The 17,375-nt window shown below is 71.9% G+C and carries 15 protein-coding genes; 2 read left to right on the forward strand and 13 right to left on the reverse strand.

Annotated elements, in window-relative coordinates:
* Positions 1–131: 131 nt before the first annotated feature.
* The 12 genes from ACIQ9E_RS18535 to ACIQ9E_RS18590 all read right to left on the reverse strand — a co-directional run bounded on the left by ACIQ9E_RS18535 (position 132) and on the right by ACIQ9E_RS18590 (position 14,444).
* Positions 132–419: an RNA polymerase-binding protein RbpA gene (locus tag ACIQ9E_RS18535; RefSeq protein WP_019984039.1), complete on the reverse strand. Its 288-nt coding sequence runs from the start codon at positions 417–419 to the stop codon at positions 132–134.
* Between the two features lie 193 nt (positions 420–612).
* Positions 613–843 (reverse strand): preprotein translocase subunit SecG, encoded by a 231-nt coding sequence (gene secG, locus ACIQ9E_RS18540; RefSeq protein WP_040916633.1) that lies wholly within the window; start codon positions 841–843, stop codon positions 613–615.
* A 115-nt stretch (positions 844–958) separates the two neighbouring features.
* Complete coding sequence (gene tpiA / locus ACIQ9E_RS18545) at positions 959–1,735, reverse strand: triose-phosphate isomerase (RefSeq protein WP_403708205.1); 777 nt, start codon at positions 1,733–1,735, stop codon at positions 959–961.
* An 8-nt stretch (positions 1,736–1,743) separates the two neighbouring features.
* Complete coding sequence (locus ACIQ9E_RS18550; RefSeq protein ID WP_403708208.1) at positions 1,744–2,955, reverse strand: phosphoglycerate kinase; 1,212 nt, start codon at positions 2,953–2,955, stop codon at positions 1,744–1,746.
* A 168-nt stretch (positions 2,956–3,123) separates the two neighbouring features.
* Positions 3,124–4,131 (reverse strand): type I glyceraldehyde-3-phosphate dehydrogenase, encoded by a 1,008-nt coding sequence (gene gap, locus ACIQ9E_RS18555; RefSeq protein ID WP_403708211.1) that lies wholly within the window; start codon positions 4,129–4,131, stop codon positions 3,124–3,126.
* A gap of 213 nt (positions 4,132–4,344) precedes the next feature.
* A complete protein-coding gene (locus ACIQ9E_RS18560) occupies positions 4,345–7,305 on the reverse strand; it encodes a M14 family zinc carboxypeptidase (protein WP_403708214.1) in 2,961 nt (986 codons plus the stop codon).
* A gap of 215 nt (positions 7,306–7,520) precedes the next feature.
* Complete coding sequence (gene whiA / locus ACIQ9E_RS18565; RefSeq protein ID WP_006349930.1) at positions 7,521–8,510, reverse strand: DNA-binding protein WhiA; 990 nt, start codon at positions 8,508–8,510, stop codon at positions 7,521–7,523.
* The gene (gene yvcK, locus ACIQ9E_RS18570) at positions 8,501–9,568 is read right to left on the reverse strand and encodes a uridine diphosphate-N-acetylglucosamine-binding protein YvcK (protein WP_403708218.1); all 1,068 of its coding nucleotides are present in this window, start codon (positions 9,566–9,568) and stop codon (positions 8,501–8,503) included. Before yvcK ends, whiA begins: the two co-directional genes overlap by 10 nt.
* Positions 9,565–10,503 carry an RNase adapter RapZ gene (rapZ, locus tag ACIQ9E_RS18575; protein ID WP_403708221.1) on the reverse strand — a complete coding sequence of 313 codons (939 nt, stop codon included), beginning with the start codon at positions 10,501–10,503 and terminating at the stop codon, positions 9,565–9,567. Before rapZ ends, yvcK begins: the two co-directional genes overlap by 4 nt.
* Complete coding sequence (uvrC, locus tag ACIQ9E_RS18580; RefSeq protein ID WP_403708224.1) at positions 10,500–12,605, reverse strand: excinuclease ABC subunit UvrC; 2,106 nt, start codon at positions 12,603–12,605, stop codon at positions 10,500–10,502. The genes rapZ and uvrC overlap by 4 nt, the downstream gene beginning before the upstream one ends.
* 325 nt (positions 12,606–12,930) lie before the next feature.
* On the reverse strand, positions 12,931–13,806 hold the full coding sequence (locus tag ACIQ9E_RS18585; RefSeq protein ID WP_403708227.1) for a hypothetical protein: 876 nt from the start codon (positions 13,804–13,806) through the stop codon (positions 12,931–12,933).
* Between the two features lie 5 nt (positions 13,807–13,811).
* Complete coding sequence (locus ACIQ9E_RS18590) at positions 13,812–14,444, reverse strand: papain-like cysteine protease family protein (RefSeq protein WP_403708230.1); 633 nt, start codon at positions 14,442–14,444, stop codon at positions 13,812–13,814.
* Positions 14,445–14,807: 363 nt separating this feature from the next.
* On the opposite strand from ACIQ9E_RS18590, the gene ACIQ9E_RS18595 reads away from it, so the two are divergent.
* Positions 14,808–15,731: a hypothetical protein gene (locus ACIQ9E_RS18595; protein ID WP_403708233.1), complete on the forward strand. Its 924-nt coding sequence runs from the start codon at positions 14,808–14,810 to the stop codon at positions 15,729–15,731.
* 36 nt (positions 15,732–15,767) lie between these two features.
* Here ACIQ9E_RS18595 and ACIQ9E_RS18600 read toward each other — a convergent pair whose 3' ends face one another.
* On the reverse strand, positions 15,768–16,196 hold the full coding sequence (locus ACIQ9E_RS18600) for a Rieske (2Fe-2S) protein (protein WP_403708236.1): 429 nt from the start codon (positions 16,194–16,196) through the stop codon (positions 15,768–15,770).
* Between the two features lie 194 nt (positions 16,197–16,390).
* Between ACIQ9E_RS18600 and ACIQ9E_RS18605 the strand changes: the two genes are divergently transcribed.
* The gene (locus tag ACIQ9E_RS18605; RefSeq protein ID WP_403708239.1) at positions 16,391–17,299 is read left to right on the forward strand and encodes a carbohydrate kinase; all 909 of its coding nucleotides are present in this window, start codon (positions 16,391–16,393) and stop codon (positions 17,297–17,299) included.
* The last annotated feature ends 76 nt before the right edge of the window (positions 17,300–17,375 follow it).

Genomic DNA, 17,375 nt, shown 5'->3' on the forward strand with positions numbered 1-17,375 from the left:
GTGACGTTCCGTGGTCACCTGATACAGAACCGTAGGCGACGGCACTGACAACGGGGCATCGTGACCAACCCCGGAAGCCCGGGAAAAAATCCGGCCGGACCGCCTTTCGGCGGTCCGGCCGGATTCAAGCTCTAGATTTCGCCGCGGAGTTTGGCAAGGGCCTCGGCGAGGATCGCCTCGCCGTCCGCGTCGCTGCGCCGCTCCCGTACGTACGCCAGATGCGTCTTGTACGGCTCGGTGCGCGGCGGGTCCGGCGGATTGTCCTGGTCCTGACCGGCCGGGAACCCACAGCGCGGGCAGTCCCAGGTGTCGGGGACCTGCGCGTCGCTGGCGAAGCTCGGCTGCGTCTCGTGCCCGTTGGAGCACCAGAAGGAGATGCGCAGACGTGGCGCGGACTCGCCGCGCTCGGCCTCGCCCATCGGCCCCGCCCCGACCCGGCTCCCCCGGATCGCGTTGCCACTTGCCACGGTGTAACTCCCTGCGTGATGGTGCTGCACAGCGTCTCACAGCGGCTGCGCCGCGGTGCCCCAGTCTACGTAAGGCCCAACGCCCGTCCAGTCATTGGAGTTACACCCTCGCCCCCACCGGCCTCCCGGAAGAGTGGCTCGGGTGTCAGTTGTCCATCTTCATCAGCAGACCGAGCACCATGATGCAGGCGAACCAGAGCAGCCCGACCACCACGGTGATGCGGTCGAGGTTGCGCTCGGCGACCGAGGAGCCGCCGACGGAGGACTGCATGCCGCCGCCGAACATGTCGGAGAGACCGCCGCCCTTCCCCTTGTGCATCAGCACGAGCAGCATCAGCAGCAGGCTGAAGACGATCAGGGCGATCGAGAACCCCATAACCACGGCTTGGCCCTACTTCCTGGCAATTCTCTGGATGGTCTGGTGACTGCGGGGACCCCGGACACGGCCCGGGGTCCCCGCAAGGGTACGACGGATCGGCGCTAGCGCATACTCACTGGTCGCGGAAGCGGACGATCTTGACGAACTCGTCGGTGTCGAGCGCGGCACCGCCCACCAGGGCGCCGTCGACATCGGGCTGGGCCATGATCGCGGCCACGTTCCCGGACTTCACGGAGCCGCCGTACTGGATCCGGACCTTGTCGGCCAGCTCCTGGGAGTACAGCTCGGCGAGCCGGCCGCGGATCGCCCCGCAGACCTCCTGGGCGTCTGCGGGCGTGGCCACCTCGCCGGTGCCGATGGCCCAGACGGGTTCGTACGCGATGACGACCGACTCGGCCTGCTCGGCGGGTACGTCCTTCAGACCGCCGTCGAGCTGCGCCAGGGTGTACGGGACCTGCTCGCCGGCCTTGCGGACGTCGAGGCCCTCGCCGACGCAGAGGATCGGGGTGATGCCGTTCCGGAAGGCGGCCTTCACCTTGGCGTTGCAGAGTTCGTCCGACTCACCGTGGTACTGGCGTCGCTCGGAGTGGCCCACGGCCACGTACGTGCACTTCAGCTTGGCCAGCATCGGGCCGGAGATCTCGCCGGTGTAGGCGCCGGAGTCCTGGGCCGAGAGGTCCTGGGCACCGTAGACGATCTTGAGCTTGTCGCCGTCGACCAGGGTCTGGACGGACCGGAGGTCGGTGAAGGGCGGCAGGACCGCGACCTCCACGGCGTCGTAGTCCTTGTCGGCGAGGGCGAACGCGAGCTTCTGGACGTGGGCGATGGCCTCCAGGTGGTTGAGGTTCATCTTCCAGTTGCCCGCCATCAGCGGGGTACGGGTGGTCATAGCGGTGATCAGTCCTCCAGTGCGGCGAGGCCGGGAAGCGTCTTGCCTTCGAGGTATTCGAGGCTGGCGCCGCCGCCGGTCGAAATATGGCCGAAGGTGTTCTCGTCGAAGCCCAGGGTCCGGACGGCGGCGGCCGAGTCACCGCCGCCGACCACGGAGAAGGCCGGGGAGTCGACGAGGGCCCGGGCCACGGCGCGGGTGCCCTCGGCGTAGTCGGGGTGTTCGAAGACGCCCATCGGCCCGTTCCAGAAGACGGTGGCCGCGTCGGCGAGCTTCTCTGCGTACAGCTTGCGGGTCTCGGGACCGATGTCCAGACCCTCCTGGTCGGCCGGGATGGCGTCCGCGGCGACGGTGGTGGGGTTCGCCGGGGCCTTGGTCTTGAGGTCCGGGAACTCGGGGGCGACCAGCACGTCCACGGGGAGGACGAACTCCACGCCCTGCTCCTCGGCGCGCTTCAGATACTCCTGGACGACCGGGACCTGGTCCTCCTGGAGCAGCGAGATACCGACCTCGTGGCCCTGGGCCTTGAGGAAGGTGTAGGCCATACCGCCGCCGATCAGGATGCGGTCGGCCTTGCCCAGCAGATTGTCGATCACACCGAGCTTGTCGGAGACCTTGGCACCGCCCAGGACCACGGCGTAGGGCCGCGCGACGTCCTCGGTGAGCTTCTTGAGGACACCGACCTCGGTGGCGATCAGATCGCCCGCGGCGTGCGGAAGCCTGGCGGGCAGATCGAAGACGGAGGCGTGCTTGCGGTGCACGGCGCCGAAGCCGTCGCCCACATAGACATCGGCGAGGGCGGCCAGCTCGTCGGCGAAGGCACCGCGCTCGGCATCGTCCTTGCTGGTCTCGCCGGGGTTGAAGCGGAGGTTCTCCAGCACCGCCACCTCGCCGTCGGCGAGCGCGGCGGTGACGGCCTTCGCCGAGTCACCGACCGTATCGGTGGCGAAGGCGACCGGGCGGCCGAGGACGTCGCCGAGCCGCGCCGCGGCCGGGGCCAGCGAGAACGCCGGGTCGGGGGCGCCCTTCGGACGTCCCAGATGCGAGGCGACGATCACCCGGGCACCGGCCTCGGCCAGCCTGGCGATGGTGGGGGCGACGGCCCGGATCCGGCCGTCGTCGGTGATGGTGGTGCCGTCGAGAGGCACATTGAGGTCGGCGCGGACGAAAACCCGCTTGCCGCTGACGCCGTCGGCCAACAGGTCGTCGATCGTCTTCATGGACGGTCTCCTCGGAAGGGCAGGACGTGCGACAGGGCCCGGGCGGCGCTGCGCTGCGCCGTCCGAGCCCTCTCGCTCACATCGTGGTGCTCTGATTGCTGTTCTGTGCTGGGCTGTGCGGTGCCGAGCCGGGTGGAGCTGTCAGAGCCGTCGGAGCCAACTGAGTGCTCAGAGCTGGTTGCCGACGAAGACCGTCAGGTCGACGAGGCGGTTGGAGTAGCCCCACTCGTTGTCGTACCAGCCGAGGATCTTGACCGAGTTGCCCTCCTGGACCATCGTCAGCGACGAGTCGAAGGTGCAGGACGCCGGGTCGCTGACGATGTCCGAGGAGACGATCTGGTCCTCGGTGTACGTCAGGATGCCCTGGAGCTCGCCCTCGGCGGCCTTCTTGAACGCGGCGTTGACCTCGTCCTTGGTGACCTCGCGGGACAGCTCGACGACCAGGTCGGTGGCGGAGCCGGTGGGGACCGGGACGCGCATGGCGATACCGTCCAGCTTGCCCTTGAGCTGCGGGAGGACCAGCGCGGTGGCCTTGGCGGCACCCGTGGTGGTCGGGATGATGTTCTCCGCGGCGGCGCGGGCGCGGCGCAGGTCCTTGTGCGGGAAGTCCAGGATCCGCTGGTCGTTGGTGTAGGCGTGGACCGTGGTCATCAGACCGCGGACGATGCCGAAGTTCTCGTCGAGCACCTTGGCCATCGGCGCCACACAGTTGGTGGTGCAGGACGCGTTCGAGATGATGTGGTGCTGCGCAGGGTCGTACTTGTCCTGGTTGACGCCCATGACGACGGTGATGTCCTCGTCGCTGGCCGGAGCCGAGATGAGGACCTTCTTCGCACCGCCCGCGAGGTGCTTCTCGGCATCCGCCTTCTTGGTGAAGATGCCGGTCGACTCGATGACGATGTCGACGCCCAGCTCGCCCCAGGGGATGTCCGCGGGGTTGCGCTCGGAGAGAACCTTGATGGTGTGGCCACCGACGGTGATGGTGTCGGCGGTGTGCGACACCTCGGCCTTGAGGCGGCCGAGGATGGTGTCGTACTTCAGCAGGTGGGCGGTGGTCGCGGTGTCACCCAGGTCGTTGACAGCCACGATCTCGATGTCTGCACCCTGCTCCAGCAGCGCGCGGAAGTAATTACGACCGATGCGGCCAAAGCCGTTGATGCCTACGCGGATCGTCACGAACCGATCTCCTCGTTGGTGTGCCGGCTCGTCGCCGGCGAGCTGTATGGGAAGTCCCCGACCGCTTACGACCCTACCTCCACGGGCGCCCCCGAGTGACATCGGACGGCCACTGGCACGACGACGGCGGCCCGTACCCCCCGGTAGAGGTACGGGCCGCCGCCCGCTGTCCGGAATGACTTATTCAGAATGACTTCTTCCGGTCACGCTCGGTCACCGCCGAAGGGTGTTCAGCGCCTTCCCGACGATCTGTGCCCGCTCGGCCGCCGTGCTCACGTGCTCCAGGCCGAAGCCGAGGAGCAGCGTGTCACGGGTGGTGACGGCCGAGGCCGACGGGAACCGGTCCTGGCTCCGCTCCCAGTTTCCGCGCGGTGCCGGGCTGCCCGCGGGCGGTGCCGTGGTGCTCCACGCGCCGAGGGAGGTCTCGAAACCGCCGTCCGCCTGCTCGCCGCCCGCGGTGACCAGCCGGGTGTCGTCGACGAAGACGCCGCGACCGCCGTCACTCGGGTCGGTGATGTAGGAGACGTGGACCTCGATCTGCTTGCCCGCGTAGGCGCTCAGATCGAAGGAGGCGGCCTTCCAGCCGTCGGAGGCTCCGGTGAAGGAGTTCCAGGCGCCGGTCGTCCCGGTCGCCGTGCAGCCGTCGGCGCCCAGGGTCAGATAGTGGCGCAGATGGGGGTGCTGGTTGAGGTAGAACGCCGCCTCGCACTCCGTCGGCACGGTGGTACGGGTACCGCCGTTGAGATCCGGCAGCGTGGTCCAGTCGCTCTGGCCCGCGGTACGGACCTCGACGACGGCGTTGTCGTAGCCGGGCTCCGTGTTGAAGCTCAGCCGCATGTTCAGCTTCGGGCCGTCGGCCGCGGTGGTGCCGCCGAGGTCGACGGTGCGGCTGAGCCGCTGCCACGAGCCGTTGCGGTGCGGCGCGACCGCGTAGTACTGGCCCTCGTACGGCGAGAACGGCATCCGTACGCCCGGATAGTCGCCCGCCGCCGCGCTGCGGAACTGCGGGAACTGGGCCGGCGGCAGCGTGTCGGAGGTGATGGTGTAGGCCCCGGCCGCGTTCAGCGGGTTCCCGGGCGCGTCACCGAGCCCGCCGGCGGCACCCGCGAGGCGTCCGGATCCGGCGAAGGCGTTCACTCCGCCGAGTGAGGCGCGGCCGGAGGCTCCGAGGTAGTACTGGGCGAAGTCGTCGCTGACGGCACGGCCGAGGTTGGCGCTGCCTCCGGCGCGCTCACCCGCGGTGACCAGCTTGCCCCCCTCGTTGAGGTAGGCCCGTACCGCCTTGGTGGTGGCCCAGGACGGCGCGGCGGCACCCGTGTACCAGACGGCGGTGTCGAAGTGGCCGAGGACGCCCAGCGGGTGCGGGGCGCCCTGGGTGGCGACGTCCCAGACGGCGGCGCTCTTCTTGTTCTGCGCCAGGGCGGCGGTGTAGAGGCCGGCGTGCTGCGCGGGGGCGGTGCCGCCCTCCTCCGCGATCACCAGGGTGTCGGCGCGGGGCCGTTCGGCGACGGTGTAGCTGAAGGGCGTGCTGGAGACCTGCTTGCCCTGCTTGTTCCGGCCGGTGAACCAGACCTCGACGGTATCGCCGACCTCGCCGTGTTCGACCTCGGCGCGGTATTCGTCGAAGCGGATGTTGTCCTCGCCGCCGAAGGTCTCGCCGCCCTTCCAGGCTTCGAGGTCCTCGTCGTGGACCCGGCCGCCGTTGACGCGGTAGTTCAGCTCCTTGTCCCGCAGGTTCCTGTTGGCGACGACGGACACCTCCTGGTCGCCGCCGCGGGCGTACGAGACGGTGAACGGGTCGGGGGTGAAGTCGGCGGCCTTCAGACCGAGCGACGAAGCGGGCTGGTCCGGCGTCAGGGAACTCTCCGCGACCGCGACCGCGAAGGGGATGTTCTTCGCGAACTCCTGCTGGATCAGCTTCTCGTCGTCCGGGAAGGTGAAGACGGAGGCGCAGTCGGCCGGGTTCCACGGGTCGTTCGGGTCGATCCGGGAGATCGTGGCACAGGTCGACATCTCGGGGGTGAACATCATCATCCCGTTGACGTTGGCCGCGTGGCCGTCCGCCTCGCCGTTGGTGATGTACAGCTCGGAGGAGACCTGGGGGCGGTAGCCCGGGATCGCGGAGTTCGCGGGCGTTCCGGCGATCGTCTCGTACGCCACGTCGTCCGGGGTCTTGCTGGCGACCTGCCAGCCGACGCCGTAGAGGATCAGCTCGGCCGCCGAGTGGTAGTTGATGCCGTACTGGAAGCCGATCCGCTTCTGGAAGGCGTCGATGGCCTTGGTCTCGGGCTCCGAACCGGGGCCGGCGCCGCGGAAGGTCTCGTCGAACGGGTCGGGGGACGAACCCTCGTTGTCGTAGCCCCATTTGTAGGAGAAGTTACGGTTCAGGTCGACACCGTCGCCGGCGGATATGGTGCCGTCGCCGTTGTTGTCGCGGAGGTTCTTCCGCCACTGGCGCTCGGACGTGCCGGTGAAGGTGTAGTCGTAGCCGTCCGGGTTGGCCGAGAGCACGAACCAGATCTCCGAGCTGTCCACCAGCTTGGTGATCTTCGGGTCCTTGCCGTAGCCGTCCAGATAGTGGTGCATCAGCCGCCGGGTCATCTCCGGGGTGATCCACTCCCGGGCATGCTGATTGGACAGATAGAGCGTGGCGGGTTTGGAGCCGTCCCGGACGGTCTTCGCGTTCTTGCTGACCTTCAGCGCGAGGATGTCCTGGCCCTTGACCGACTTTCCGATGCTGACGGCCTTGGTGATCGACGGGTTGGCCTGGGCGGTGGCCAGGATCTCGTTCTTCAGCCCGTTCGCGCCGCTGTACGGGCGGAAGACCCCGTCCCCCGCGGCGGCGACCCGCTTCAGGGCGGCCGCCGAGAGCTGGTGCTCCTTGAGGCTGATGCCCTGTCCGCGCAGCTCACCCGCCTGCTGGTCGGTCAGATACACCTCGACGGTGGCGGTTCCCTCTTCGGGTACCCGCTCGCTGAGTTCGTGGCCGTCGGCGCCCGCCGCGAGCAGCAGCGGCACCTGGGCCTTGGTGACGGTGGCCCGCCACACGGACAGCCCGTTGTCGCCGGCTCCCCCGCCCCCGCCGTCGGACTGCGCCTGGGCGAACGGTGCGGCCGCGAGCGTCGCGGCCAGGAGTGATGCCGCGGCGAGCAGCGATCTCGCTCTTCGTCTCATGAGCCCCCCTTGCTGGTTATGCGCCAGAAAGCGAACGGGAGCCAGACTGTTCATCGTGAATGACCATGTCAAGACATTGGCCCCGGCTATCTCAGGGGCCACGCATGCGTACGGCCCCGGAGCGAATGCTTCCGGGGCCGTGTCGCTACGCGGCTGCGGGCGCCGCCGGTCGGCGGAGTGGTCCGCGCACCGGGGCCGCCGGCGCGCGGACCGGGTCAGACGGCGAGGCCCTCGGCCATGTCCTCGGTGAGGCTGGACTCGGTGCCGGGGATGCCCAGATCCTGGGCGCGCTTGTCGGCCATCGCCAGCAGCCGGCGGATCCGGCCGGCCACCGCGTCCTTGGTGAGCGGCGGGTCGGCGAGCGCGCCCAGCTCCTCCAGGGACGCCTGCTTGTGCTCCATGCGGAGCCGGCCGGCGGCCGCGAGATGCTCGGGAACCTCCTCGCCGAGGATCTCCAGGGCCCGCTGGACCCGGGCGCCCGCGGCGACCGCGGCCCGCGCCGAGCGGCGCAGATTGGCGTCGTCGAAATTGGCCAGGCGGTTGGCGGTGGCGCGGACCTCGCGCCGCATCCGCCGCTCCTCCCAGGCCAGGACGGACTCGTGCGCCCCGAGCCGGGTCAGCAGCGCCCCGATGGCGTCGCCGTCCCGGACGACGACCCGGTCCACGCCCCGTACCTCACGGGCCTTGGCCGCGATGGAGAGCCGGCGGGCGGCGCCCACCAGCGCGAGCGCGGCCTCCGGGCCGGGGCAGGTGACCTCCAGCGAGGAGGAGCGGCCGGGTTCGGTGAGGGAGCCGTGGGCCAGGAACGCTCCGCGCCAGGCCGCCTCCGCATCGCAGGTGGCCCCGGAGACGACCTGCGGCGGCAGTCCCCGGATGGGGCGGCCGCGGCCGTCCACCAGGCCGGTCTGCCGGGCCAGCTGGTCACCGCCCGCGACCACCCGCACCACATAGCGCGAGCCGCGGCGCAGCCCGCCGGGGGCCATCACCATCAGCTCGGAGCCGTGGCCGAAGATCTCCAGGATGTCCCGCTTCAGCCGGCGCGCCGCGATACCGGTGTCCAGCTCGGCTTCGATCACGATGCGCCCGCTCACCAGATGCAGTCCGCCCGCGAACCGCAGGATCGCCGAGACCTCCGCTTTTCTGCAGCAGGTCCGGGTGACGGGAAGCCGGGAGATCTCGTCCTTCACCGCTGCCGTCATCGCCATGGGCCGATCCTTCCATGCATCCGAAAAATACGGTCGTACGCGGCGGCCAGCAGCTCCGGGTCGTGCTTCGGAACCCCTCCCCCCGGGCCTTCGCCCGCGCCGGAGGCCGTACCGGCGACCGCCACGGGCGCCAGCTCGACCGCGGCGCCGAGGCGCCGGGCGGCCTCGGCCAGGGAGTCGCGGTCGGGCACGGCGGCCTCGTCGGCCAGCACCACGTCCAGAGCGAGTTTAGGCGCGTGTCGTCCCAAAACCTCCAAATGACGCTGCGGTGAGAACCCGTCCGTTTCGCCCGGTTGGGGCGCCAGGTTGAGGGAGAGAACCCGCCGTGCCTTGGTCTCCACCAGCGCGTCGAGCAGTTCGGGCACCAGAAGATGGGGGATCACGGAGGAGAACCAGGAACCGGGGCCCAGAACCACCCAGTCGGCGTCAAGGACGGCGGCCACGGCCTCCGGTACCGCGGGCGGATCGGCCGGGACGAGATGGACGGACTGCACCTCCCCGGGAGTGAGGGCGACGGTCGCCTGCCCCCGGACGGTGTCCACCTCGTCCGGGCGCGCCGGATCGTGGCCCCGGACCAGGGCCTGGAGCTCCAGTGGCACGGCGGACATCGGCAGCACCCTGCCGTGCGCTCCGAGCAGCCTGCCGACCAGGTCGAGGGCCTGGACAGGGTCCCCGAGCTGTTCCCAGAGGGCGACGATCAGCACATTGCCCACGGCGTGGTCGTGCAGCTCGCCGCGGGACTGGAAACGGTGCTGGATCACCCGGGACCAGGTCCGGCCCCATTCGTCGTCCCCGCAGAGCGCGGCCAGCGCCTTGCGGAGATCACCGGGCGGCAGCACTCCCAGCTCCTCCCGGAGCCGGCCGCTGGAACCGCCGTCGTCGGCGACGGTGACCACGGCGGTGAGATCGCCGGTGATCCGGCGCAGCGCGGCGAGGGACGCGGACAGGCCGCGGCCGCCGCCGAGGGCGACGACCTTGGGCTGGGCGCCGCGCTTGCGTGCGCCGGCCGCACTGCCGAACCGGCGCAGCCGCCGCAGGCGCAGGGAGTGTCCGGTCACTCGCGCCCCATGTCCCGGTGGACGACGACGGTCTCGACGCCCGCGGAGGAGAGCCGGGCCGCGAGCTTCTCGGCCGTGGCGACGGAGCGGTGCTTGCCGCCGGTACAGCCGACGGCGACGGTGACGTACCGCTTGCCCTCGCGGCGGTATCCGGCGGCGATCAGCTGGAGCAGTTCGGTGTAGCGGTCGAGGAACTCCTTGGCGCCGGGCTGGTTGTAGACGTAGTTGGACACCTCTTCGTTGAGTCCGGTGAACGGACGCAGCTCGGGAACCCAGTGGGGGTTCGGCAGGAAGCGCATGTCGACGACGAGATCGGCGTCGACGGGCAGGCCGTACTTGAAGCCGAAGGACATCACGGTGGCCCGCAGCTCGGGCTCCTCGTCGCCGGCGAACTGGGCGTCCATCTTGGCCCGCAGCTCGTGGACGTTGAGGCTGGAGGTGTCGATCACCAGATCGGCGTCCCCGCGCAGCTCGCGCAGGAGATCGCGTTCGGCGGCGATACCGTCGACGATCCGGCCGTCGCCCTGGAGGGGGTGCGGCCGGCGGACCGATTCGAAGCGGCGCACCAGGGCCTCGTCGGAGGACTCCAGGAAAACGATCCGGCGCGTGACCTGCTTGGCGTCGAGGTCGGCGAGGGATTCGCGGAGGTTGTCGAAGAACCGCCCGCCGCGGACGTCGACGACGACCGCGATCCTGGCCACATTGCCCTGGGAGCGCGCGCCCAGCTCCACCATGGTGGGGATCAGGGCGGGCGGGAGGTTGTCCACCACGAACCAGCCGAGGTCCTCCAGGCATTTGGCGGCGGTACTGCGCCCGGCGCCGGACATGCCGGAGATGATGACCAGCTCGGGGATGGCCGCTTCCACGGCCCCTCCGGGCTCGTTGACACTGCCCGTACTCACGTCTGCCGCTCCGTCTGTGTGGTGCTCGTTCATTCCGTGCTTCCCCCGTCGTTCTCTTCCATGATCTCTCCGGTTGCCGTGTTCACGGCAGGGGCGGCCGGGGCCGCCCCGCTGAGGGCCGCGACCACCGATTCGGCGGTCTTGCGGCCCATGCCGGGAACTTCGCAGATCTGCTCGATTGTCGCGCCTCTCAGCCGTTTCACCGAGCCGAAATGCTTGATCAGCGCCTGCTTGCGGGCGTCACCGAGACCGGGGATGTCGTCGAGGGGGCTGCTGCGGAGGCGTTTGGTGCGCTTGCTGCGCTGGTAGCGGATGGCGAAGTCGTGTGCCGTGTCACGGACCCGCTGGAGCAGATAGAGCCCTTCGCTGGAGCGCGGGAGCACCACCGGATCGTCCTCGCCGGGCAGCCAGACCTCCTCCAGTCGCTTGGCGAGCCCGCAGACGGCGACATCGTCGATCCCCAGTTCGTCCAGGGCCCGGCGGGCCGCCGCGACCTGCGGGGCGCCGCCGTCGACCACCACGAGCTGCGGGGGGTAGGCGAAGCGGCGGGGGCGTCCCTCGTCGTCCCGGATCCCGCCGTGGGCACCGTCCGGGTCCGTACGGACACCCTCCGCACCCTCCGCGGCCTCCGGGCCGGTCGCTCCGGCTCCGGCACCGGCCGGGCCGACCGGTCCGTCGAGCGGGTCCGGGCCGGAGACCGGGGCGTCGTCCGCGCCGATCCACTCCCCCGTCCGGTCCTTCTCCGCCAGATAGCGGCGGAACCGGCGGGAGACCACCTCGTGCATCGCCCGGACATCGTCCTGACCGGCGAAGGATTTGATCTGGAAGCGGCGGTACTCGCTCTTGCGGGGCAGTCCGTCCTCGAAGACGACCATGGACGCCACCACGTCCTCGCCCTGGAGGTGCGAGATGTCGAAGCATTCGATGCGCAGGGGCGCCGATTCGAGGCCGAGGGCCCCGGCGATCTCCTCCAGCGCCCGGGAGCGGGTGGTGAGGTCACTGGCCCGCTTGGTCTTGTGGAGCGCCAGCGCCTGCTCGGCGTTGCGCTCGACGGTCTCCATCAGGGCCCTCTTGTCCCCGCGCTGCGGCACCCGCAGGGAGACCTGGGAGCCGCGCCGCCCGGCCAGCCACTCCCCGACCGCCTCCGGGGCGGCGGGCAGGGCGGGCACCAGAACCTCCTTGGGTACGGAGTCGCCGCGCTCCTCCCCGTACAACTGCTGGAGGGCGTGCTCGACCAGCCCGGCGGTGGAGACGGCCTCGACCTTGTCGGTGACCCAGCCGCGCTGGCCGCGCACCCGGCCGCCGCGGACGTGGAAGATCTGGACGGCGGCCTCCAGTTCGTCCTCGGCGACGGCGATCAGATCGGCGTCCGTGGCATCGGCGAGGACGACGGCGTTCTTCTCCAGGGCGCGCCGCAGGGCCGCTATGTCGTCGCGGAGCCGGGCGGCCCGCTCGTACTCCATCTCCTCGGCGGCCTCGGCCATCTGCTGTTCCAGCCGGCGCAGATAGGTGCCCGTGCGCCCGGCCATGAAATCGCAGAACTCCTCGGCCAGTTCGCGGTGCTCCTCGGGGGTGACCCGGCCGACGCAGGGGGCCGAACACTTGCCGATGTACCCCAGCAGACAGGGGCGGCCCTTCTGCCGGTGGTTCCGGAAGACCCCGGCGGAGCAGGTGCGGACGGGGAAGACCCGGAGCATCAGATCGACGGTCTCGCGGATGGCCCAGGCGTGGCCGTACGGGCCGAAGTAGCGCACGCCCTTGCGCTTGGCGCCGCGCAGGACCTGGACCCGGGGGAACTCCTCGTTGAGGGTGACCGCCAGATAGGGATAGCTCTTGTCGTCCCGGTACTTGACGTTGAACCGGGGGTCGTACTCCTTGATCCAGGTGTACTCCAGCTGGAGCGCCTCGACCTCGGTGCCGACGACCGTCCACTCCACGGACGCCGCCGTGGTGACCATGGTGGCCGTACGCGGATGGAGGTTGGCCACGTCCTGGAAGTAGTTGGCGAGGCGGGCGCGGAGGTTCTTGGCCTTGCCCACGTAGATCACGCGGCGGTGTTCGTCGCGGAAGCGGTAGACCCCCGGCGAGTCGGGGATCTCTCCCGGCTTGGGACGGTAGCTGGAGGGGTCGGCCATACCGTCCACCCTACTGGCGGGCACCGACACCGCGGGGCCCGGAGGGCCCTCGCGCGGGGGCTGTGTCAGGAGGTTGCGGCGGGCCGGTCCCGCGGGCGGGCCGGGTGGCGCGGACGGGCGCCCGCCGCCGGGGCGGGCGGCGGGCGCCACGGGCACCGGGCCGGTGCGGGGACCGGCCCGGATCCTCCCCCGCGCCGGGAGCGCGGGACCGGCCGCCCACCGTCCCGGCGGTCCCGCCGGTGGGGTGTCCGGGCGGCCGGGCGCGGGCGGATGCCCACCGTCCCCCGGCGGCCGTGGGGGCCGTCGGAGGACGGCGATGCGGAGGTCAGGCCTCCACGGAGGGCCGGCGCAGGCGCCGGACCGTGAGCCCGCCGAGCAGCAGGACGGTCAGCCCGCCGGCTCCGGCGGCCGCGACGGCGGCGGAGCCGGCCGGGCCGTCCGCCGGTGCCGGTGCGGCCGGTGCGGCCTGCTCGGGGGGCGCCTGGACGGGGCCTCCGTAGCCGCCCGCCGCGCCCTTCTTCGCGTAGGCGGAGCCGGGGAGCTTGTCGCCGTAGGCGGCCGCCACCCGGGCGCGGTAGGCGGCCAGGGTGGTGCCCTTCGTGCCCACGGCCCGTACCGCGTCCTCGTCGAGCGGCAGCACCCTGCTGCCGCCGGTGACGTACCAGGCGTCCGTCTGCGGCTCGCGGAAGACCGTTCCGCCGGGCAGCTTCGCGGCGCCCGCCTTCGCGTACCGGAACTCGTCGTCGCCGGTCGCTATGTTCACGACTTGCCAGCCGGAGCCGGTGTCGGCCGCCCAGACGGACGCCTTCTGCCCGTCGGAGGAGACCGCCGGGGTGGCGAGGAACTCGCTGCGGGCGACCGGGGCGCCCTTCTTCCCGGCCACGAAGTCCGGCGACAGGACGTATACCGCCACGGTCGCGCCCCCGGCGCGCGGCTCCGCGGCGGCGCGGGCCACGGCCCCGTCCCGGGCGAAGAACCGGGACAGTGTGGAGAGGGTGGCCGGTGAGGTGGCGGCGGCGCGGGCGGCCGCGAGGTCCGATGCGGCGGCCGGGACCGGGGCCGGGGCCGGGGCGGGTGCGGCGGAGGCCTGGCCGGAGAGGGTGCCGAGGGCGCCCAGGGCGAGGCAGACGGCGGCGCCGGCGAGGGCGGCCTCGCGGGCGGTGCCCGTCCGGGCCGGTGCGGGGCGGGGGTTCCGCTTCATGGCGCTCACGCTCCGATCCGGTACAGCGAGTGGGTCCACGAGAAGCTGTTGTTGTTCACGTACCAGGCGTGGGAGGCCCAGTTGTAGCGGGAGCTGGACGGCCAGGGGTCGCCCCAGTACACCCAGCTGCTGGCGGTGTCGTAGCCGTAGATGACATGCATATGGCCGCCGCCGCTGGACCACTGGATCCGGGTCTCGACGGGCCGGTTGGCGTTGATCTCGGTCTGTACGGCGGTGTAGCGCAGCCAGTCGGCGATGTACGTTCCGGGGCTGACGCCCGTCCACCGCAGTCCGGTCTGCACATTGGCCAGGGTGGCCTGCGAGTTGGGGCACTCGCTGTTCTGGGAGCGGTTGAAGGCGGCGTTGCAGAACTGGTTCTGGGAGTAGGAGCGGCCGTAGTAGGCGGAGATGGTGTTTCCGGCGGCGGCCCAGCACCAATTGGACTTCAACTGGGCCTGCATGGCGATGTCCAGCCGCTTCGAGGCGAGTGCGCCGACGTCACCGGGGCCGGGGGAGGCCGGTGCCACGGCGGCGGGGGCCGCCGCCGCCGGAGCCGCCTGTGCGGTGGACAGGGGAAGGGTGAATACCGCGGCGAGGACGGCCGCCGCGGAGGCGAGCCGTCTCGTGGTGTTGCTCATCGCGTTCCTCCCGAAGGAAAAGGGTGGGGGTGGAGGAGCGCGTCCGGACGCTGCCCGTTGAGCATCAGTCCTTGTCGGGAGCAGGTCAACACGCTTCAATGCGGGGGAACACGGCACTGTGAACGGCCCGACCGGGTTGTGAACGGACCGTCCGGCCCCACCTGCGCCGCCACCGCGGCCCGGCCCCGGGGGCGGGCCGCGACCGTGAACGTTCACCCGCCGGCCGGTTCCCGCGCGGGCCGGACGCGGCAGCGGACCGGCACCGCCCCGGACAGCCCCGAAACCGGCCCGCGCGGACCCGGGGGGCGCCCCGCGGCCGTACCGCGGCCCGCCCGACGCGATGCGACGCCGCTGGAGGTTTCCATGGGTCACACCGAGGCCGATCTGGCACAGGTGCTGCACACCGGCCCCTTCCATCTGGCGCTGCGGGCCGCGCTCTCCGTGCGCGGGCTGCCGCTCCAGCGGGTGCAGCACCATCTCGCCCACCGCGGTATCCGGGTCGGGGTGACCAGCCTCAGCTACTGGCAGCAGGGGGCCCGCCGCCCGCAGCGGCCCGAATCGCTGCGGGCCGTACGCGCCCTGGAGGAGGTGCTCGACCTGCCGGGCAACTCGCTGACCAGGCTGCTCGGCGCCGGTGAGCAGCCCGAGGTCGAGCGGCCGCCGTCCCGTTCGTACCGCTCACTCCTCGAAGTCTCGGACACCGTGGAGGCGCTGCTGGCGGATCTGGAGTCACCCGCGGACGGCGGGCTGCACACGGTCGGCCACCACGAGCGGGTCAGCATCGGAGCCGCCCGCGAACTGCTCGGCCGGGACTCCCGGCACGTGGTACGGGCCCATCGCGACGGGGTCGACCGCTGTCTCGCCATCCACCACGGCGACCCGGGGTGCGATCCGGCGCGGGTGCAGGTCAGCGCGTTGGAGAACTGTCGTACGGGGCGGGTGCGGCGGGACCGGGAGAGCGCGATCGTGGTCGCGGAGCTGCTCTTCGACACCCGGCTGCGCGCCGGTGAGACGTACTTCTTCGGCTACGGCTTCGAGGACGGTACGGGCGGCCCGAGCGCCGAGTACGTCCGCGGCTTCACCTACGCGGGCGGGCAGTACGTGCTCCAGGTGCGCTTCGACGAGGGTGCGCTGCCGGTGCGCTGCCGCCGGTTCTCCCAGGCGACGACCGGGGCGCCGCGGGGCGGCCGATCCGAGCTGACGCTCAGCGGCCGCCACCGCACGGTCCATCTGGTCGAGCAGGGGGTCCGCCCGGGGATCCTGGGCATCGACTGGGACTGGGACTGAGCGGGCCCGGGCAGGCCTCTGCGGTACGGGCCCCGGTCAGGCCTCGGGGCCCGCGATCAGCTTGCCGTCGCGGACCACGACCGGGACCTTCGGCAGCGGTACCGTCGCCGGGCCCTTGAGCGCCTCGCCGGTGGTGACGTCGAAGCGGCTGCCGTGGCAGGGGCAGTTCCCCTCGTTTCCCTCGACCTTGTCGAGCGCGCAGCCCGCGTGCGTGCACTGGGCGCTGAACGCCAGGTACTCGCCCTTCGCCGGGCAGCTCACCACGAGCCGCTGCTCCCGGTAGAGCCGGGCGCCGCCGACCGGGACCGCGTCCGCCGCGCCCAGATCGACGGGTGCGGTGGGCGTGGGGGTCCTGGCGTGGCCCAGCTTGGACTCGGTGGAGCAGGCGGCGGCCCCCAGGCCCGCGGCTCCGGCGAGGGCCGCGCCTTTCAGCACGGTACGGCGGGCTGCGGGGGTGGCGGACATAGGGGGCTCCACGGGTTCGGGGGCGGTCGTACGGGGCCGGGGCCCGGGTGACGGGCATGCGCCGGTCCCGGGCGGTCCGGATCCGGCGCCGGTCCGGGCCGGCGGCGACGGATCCGACGATACCGGCGCGCACCGGACGACCCGCGTCCGGGCTCCCTCCCCCGGTGCCCGGGCCATGGACTACGTTCGGGGCCATGATCGTCGTCGCCGGAGAGGCCCTGATCGACCTGGTCCCCCTCGCCCCGCCGGAGCCCGGTGGACCGCTGCCGGTGCTGGCACCCCGGCTCGGCGGCGGCCCGTACAACACCGCGATCGCCCTGGGACGGCTCGGCGGGCCGGCCGCGTTCTGCTCCCGGATCTCGGCGGACGGTTTCGGGGACGCGCTGGTGGCGGGGCTGGCGGCGGCCGGGGTGGACACGGCGTACGTGGCGCGCGGGCCCGAGCCGACGACGCTGGCGGTCGCCGCCGTCGGACCGGACGGTTCGGCGGGCTACTCCTTCTACGCCGGGGGCACCGCCGACCGGCTCTTCGAACTGCCGCCGCCGCTGCCGGCCGGGACCCGGGCGGTGGCGTTCGGCACCTGCTCGCTGGTCCTGGAGCCGGGCGCGTCCGCGTACGAGGCGCTGCTGCGGCGGGAGGCCCGGGCGGGCAGGTTCGTTCTGCTGGACCCCAATGTGCGGCCCGCGCTGATCCCGGACGCCGGTGCCTACCGCGAGCGGTTCCGCTCCTGGCTGCCGTACGTCTCGCTGCTGAAGCTCTCCGAGGAGGACGCGGAGTGGCTGGGCGGGGTGCCGGAGGGGCCGGGGGCGGTGGTGCTGACCAGGGGCGCGGCGGGGCTGGAGGTCCGCACCCGGGGTGGTGGCGGGGTACGGGTCCTGGTCCCGGCGGTCCCGGTGGCGGTCGCCGACACCATCGGCGCGGGCGACACCGTGAACGCGGCCCTGCTCCACGGACTGGCCGCCCGGAACGCCCTCTCGCCCGCCGGGGCGGCGGCCCTGGGCCCGGACGGCTGGCGCGAGGTGCTGGCCCTGGCCGCCCGCGCCGCCGCCCTGACCTGCTCCCGCCCGGGTGCCGAACCCCCGTACGCCGCGGAACTGGCGTAGCGCCTCCGCAGCGGACCGGCCCCGTACCGGCGGACAGGTGCGCGGATACGGGGCCGGTAAGAGGCCGGTCTCCGGC

This window comes from Streptomyces sp. NPDC094448 (genome assembly GCF_044763775.1).
Lineage (GTDB): Bacteria > Actinomycetota > Actinomycetes > Streptomycetales > Streptomycetaceae > Streptomyces.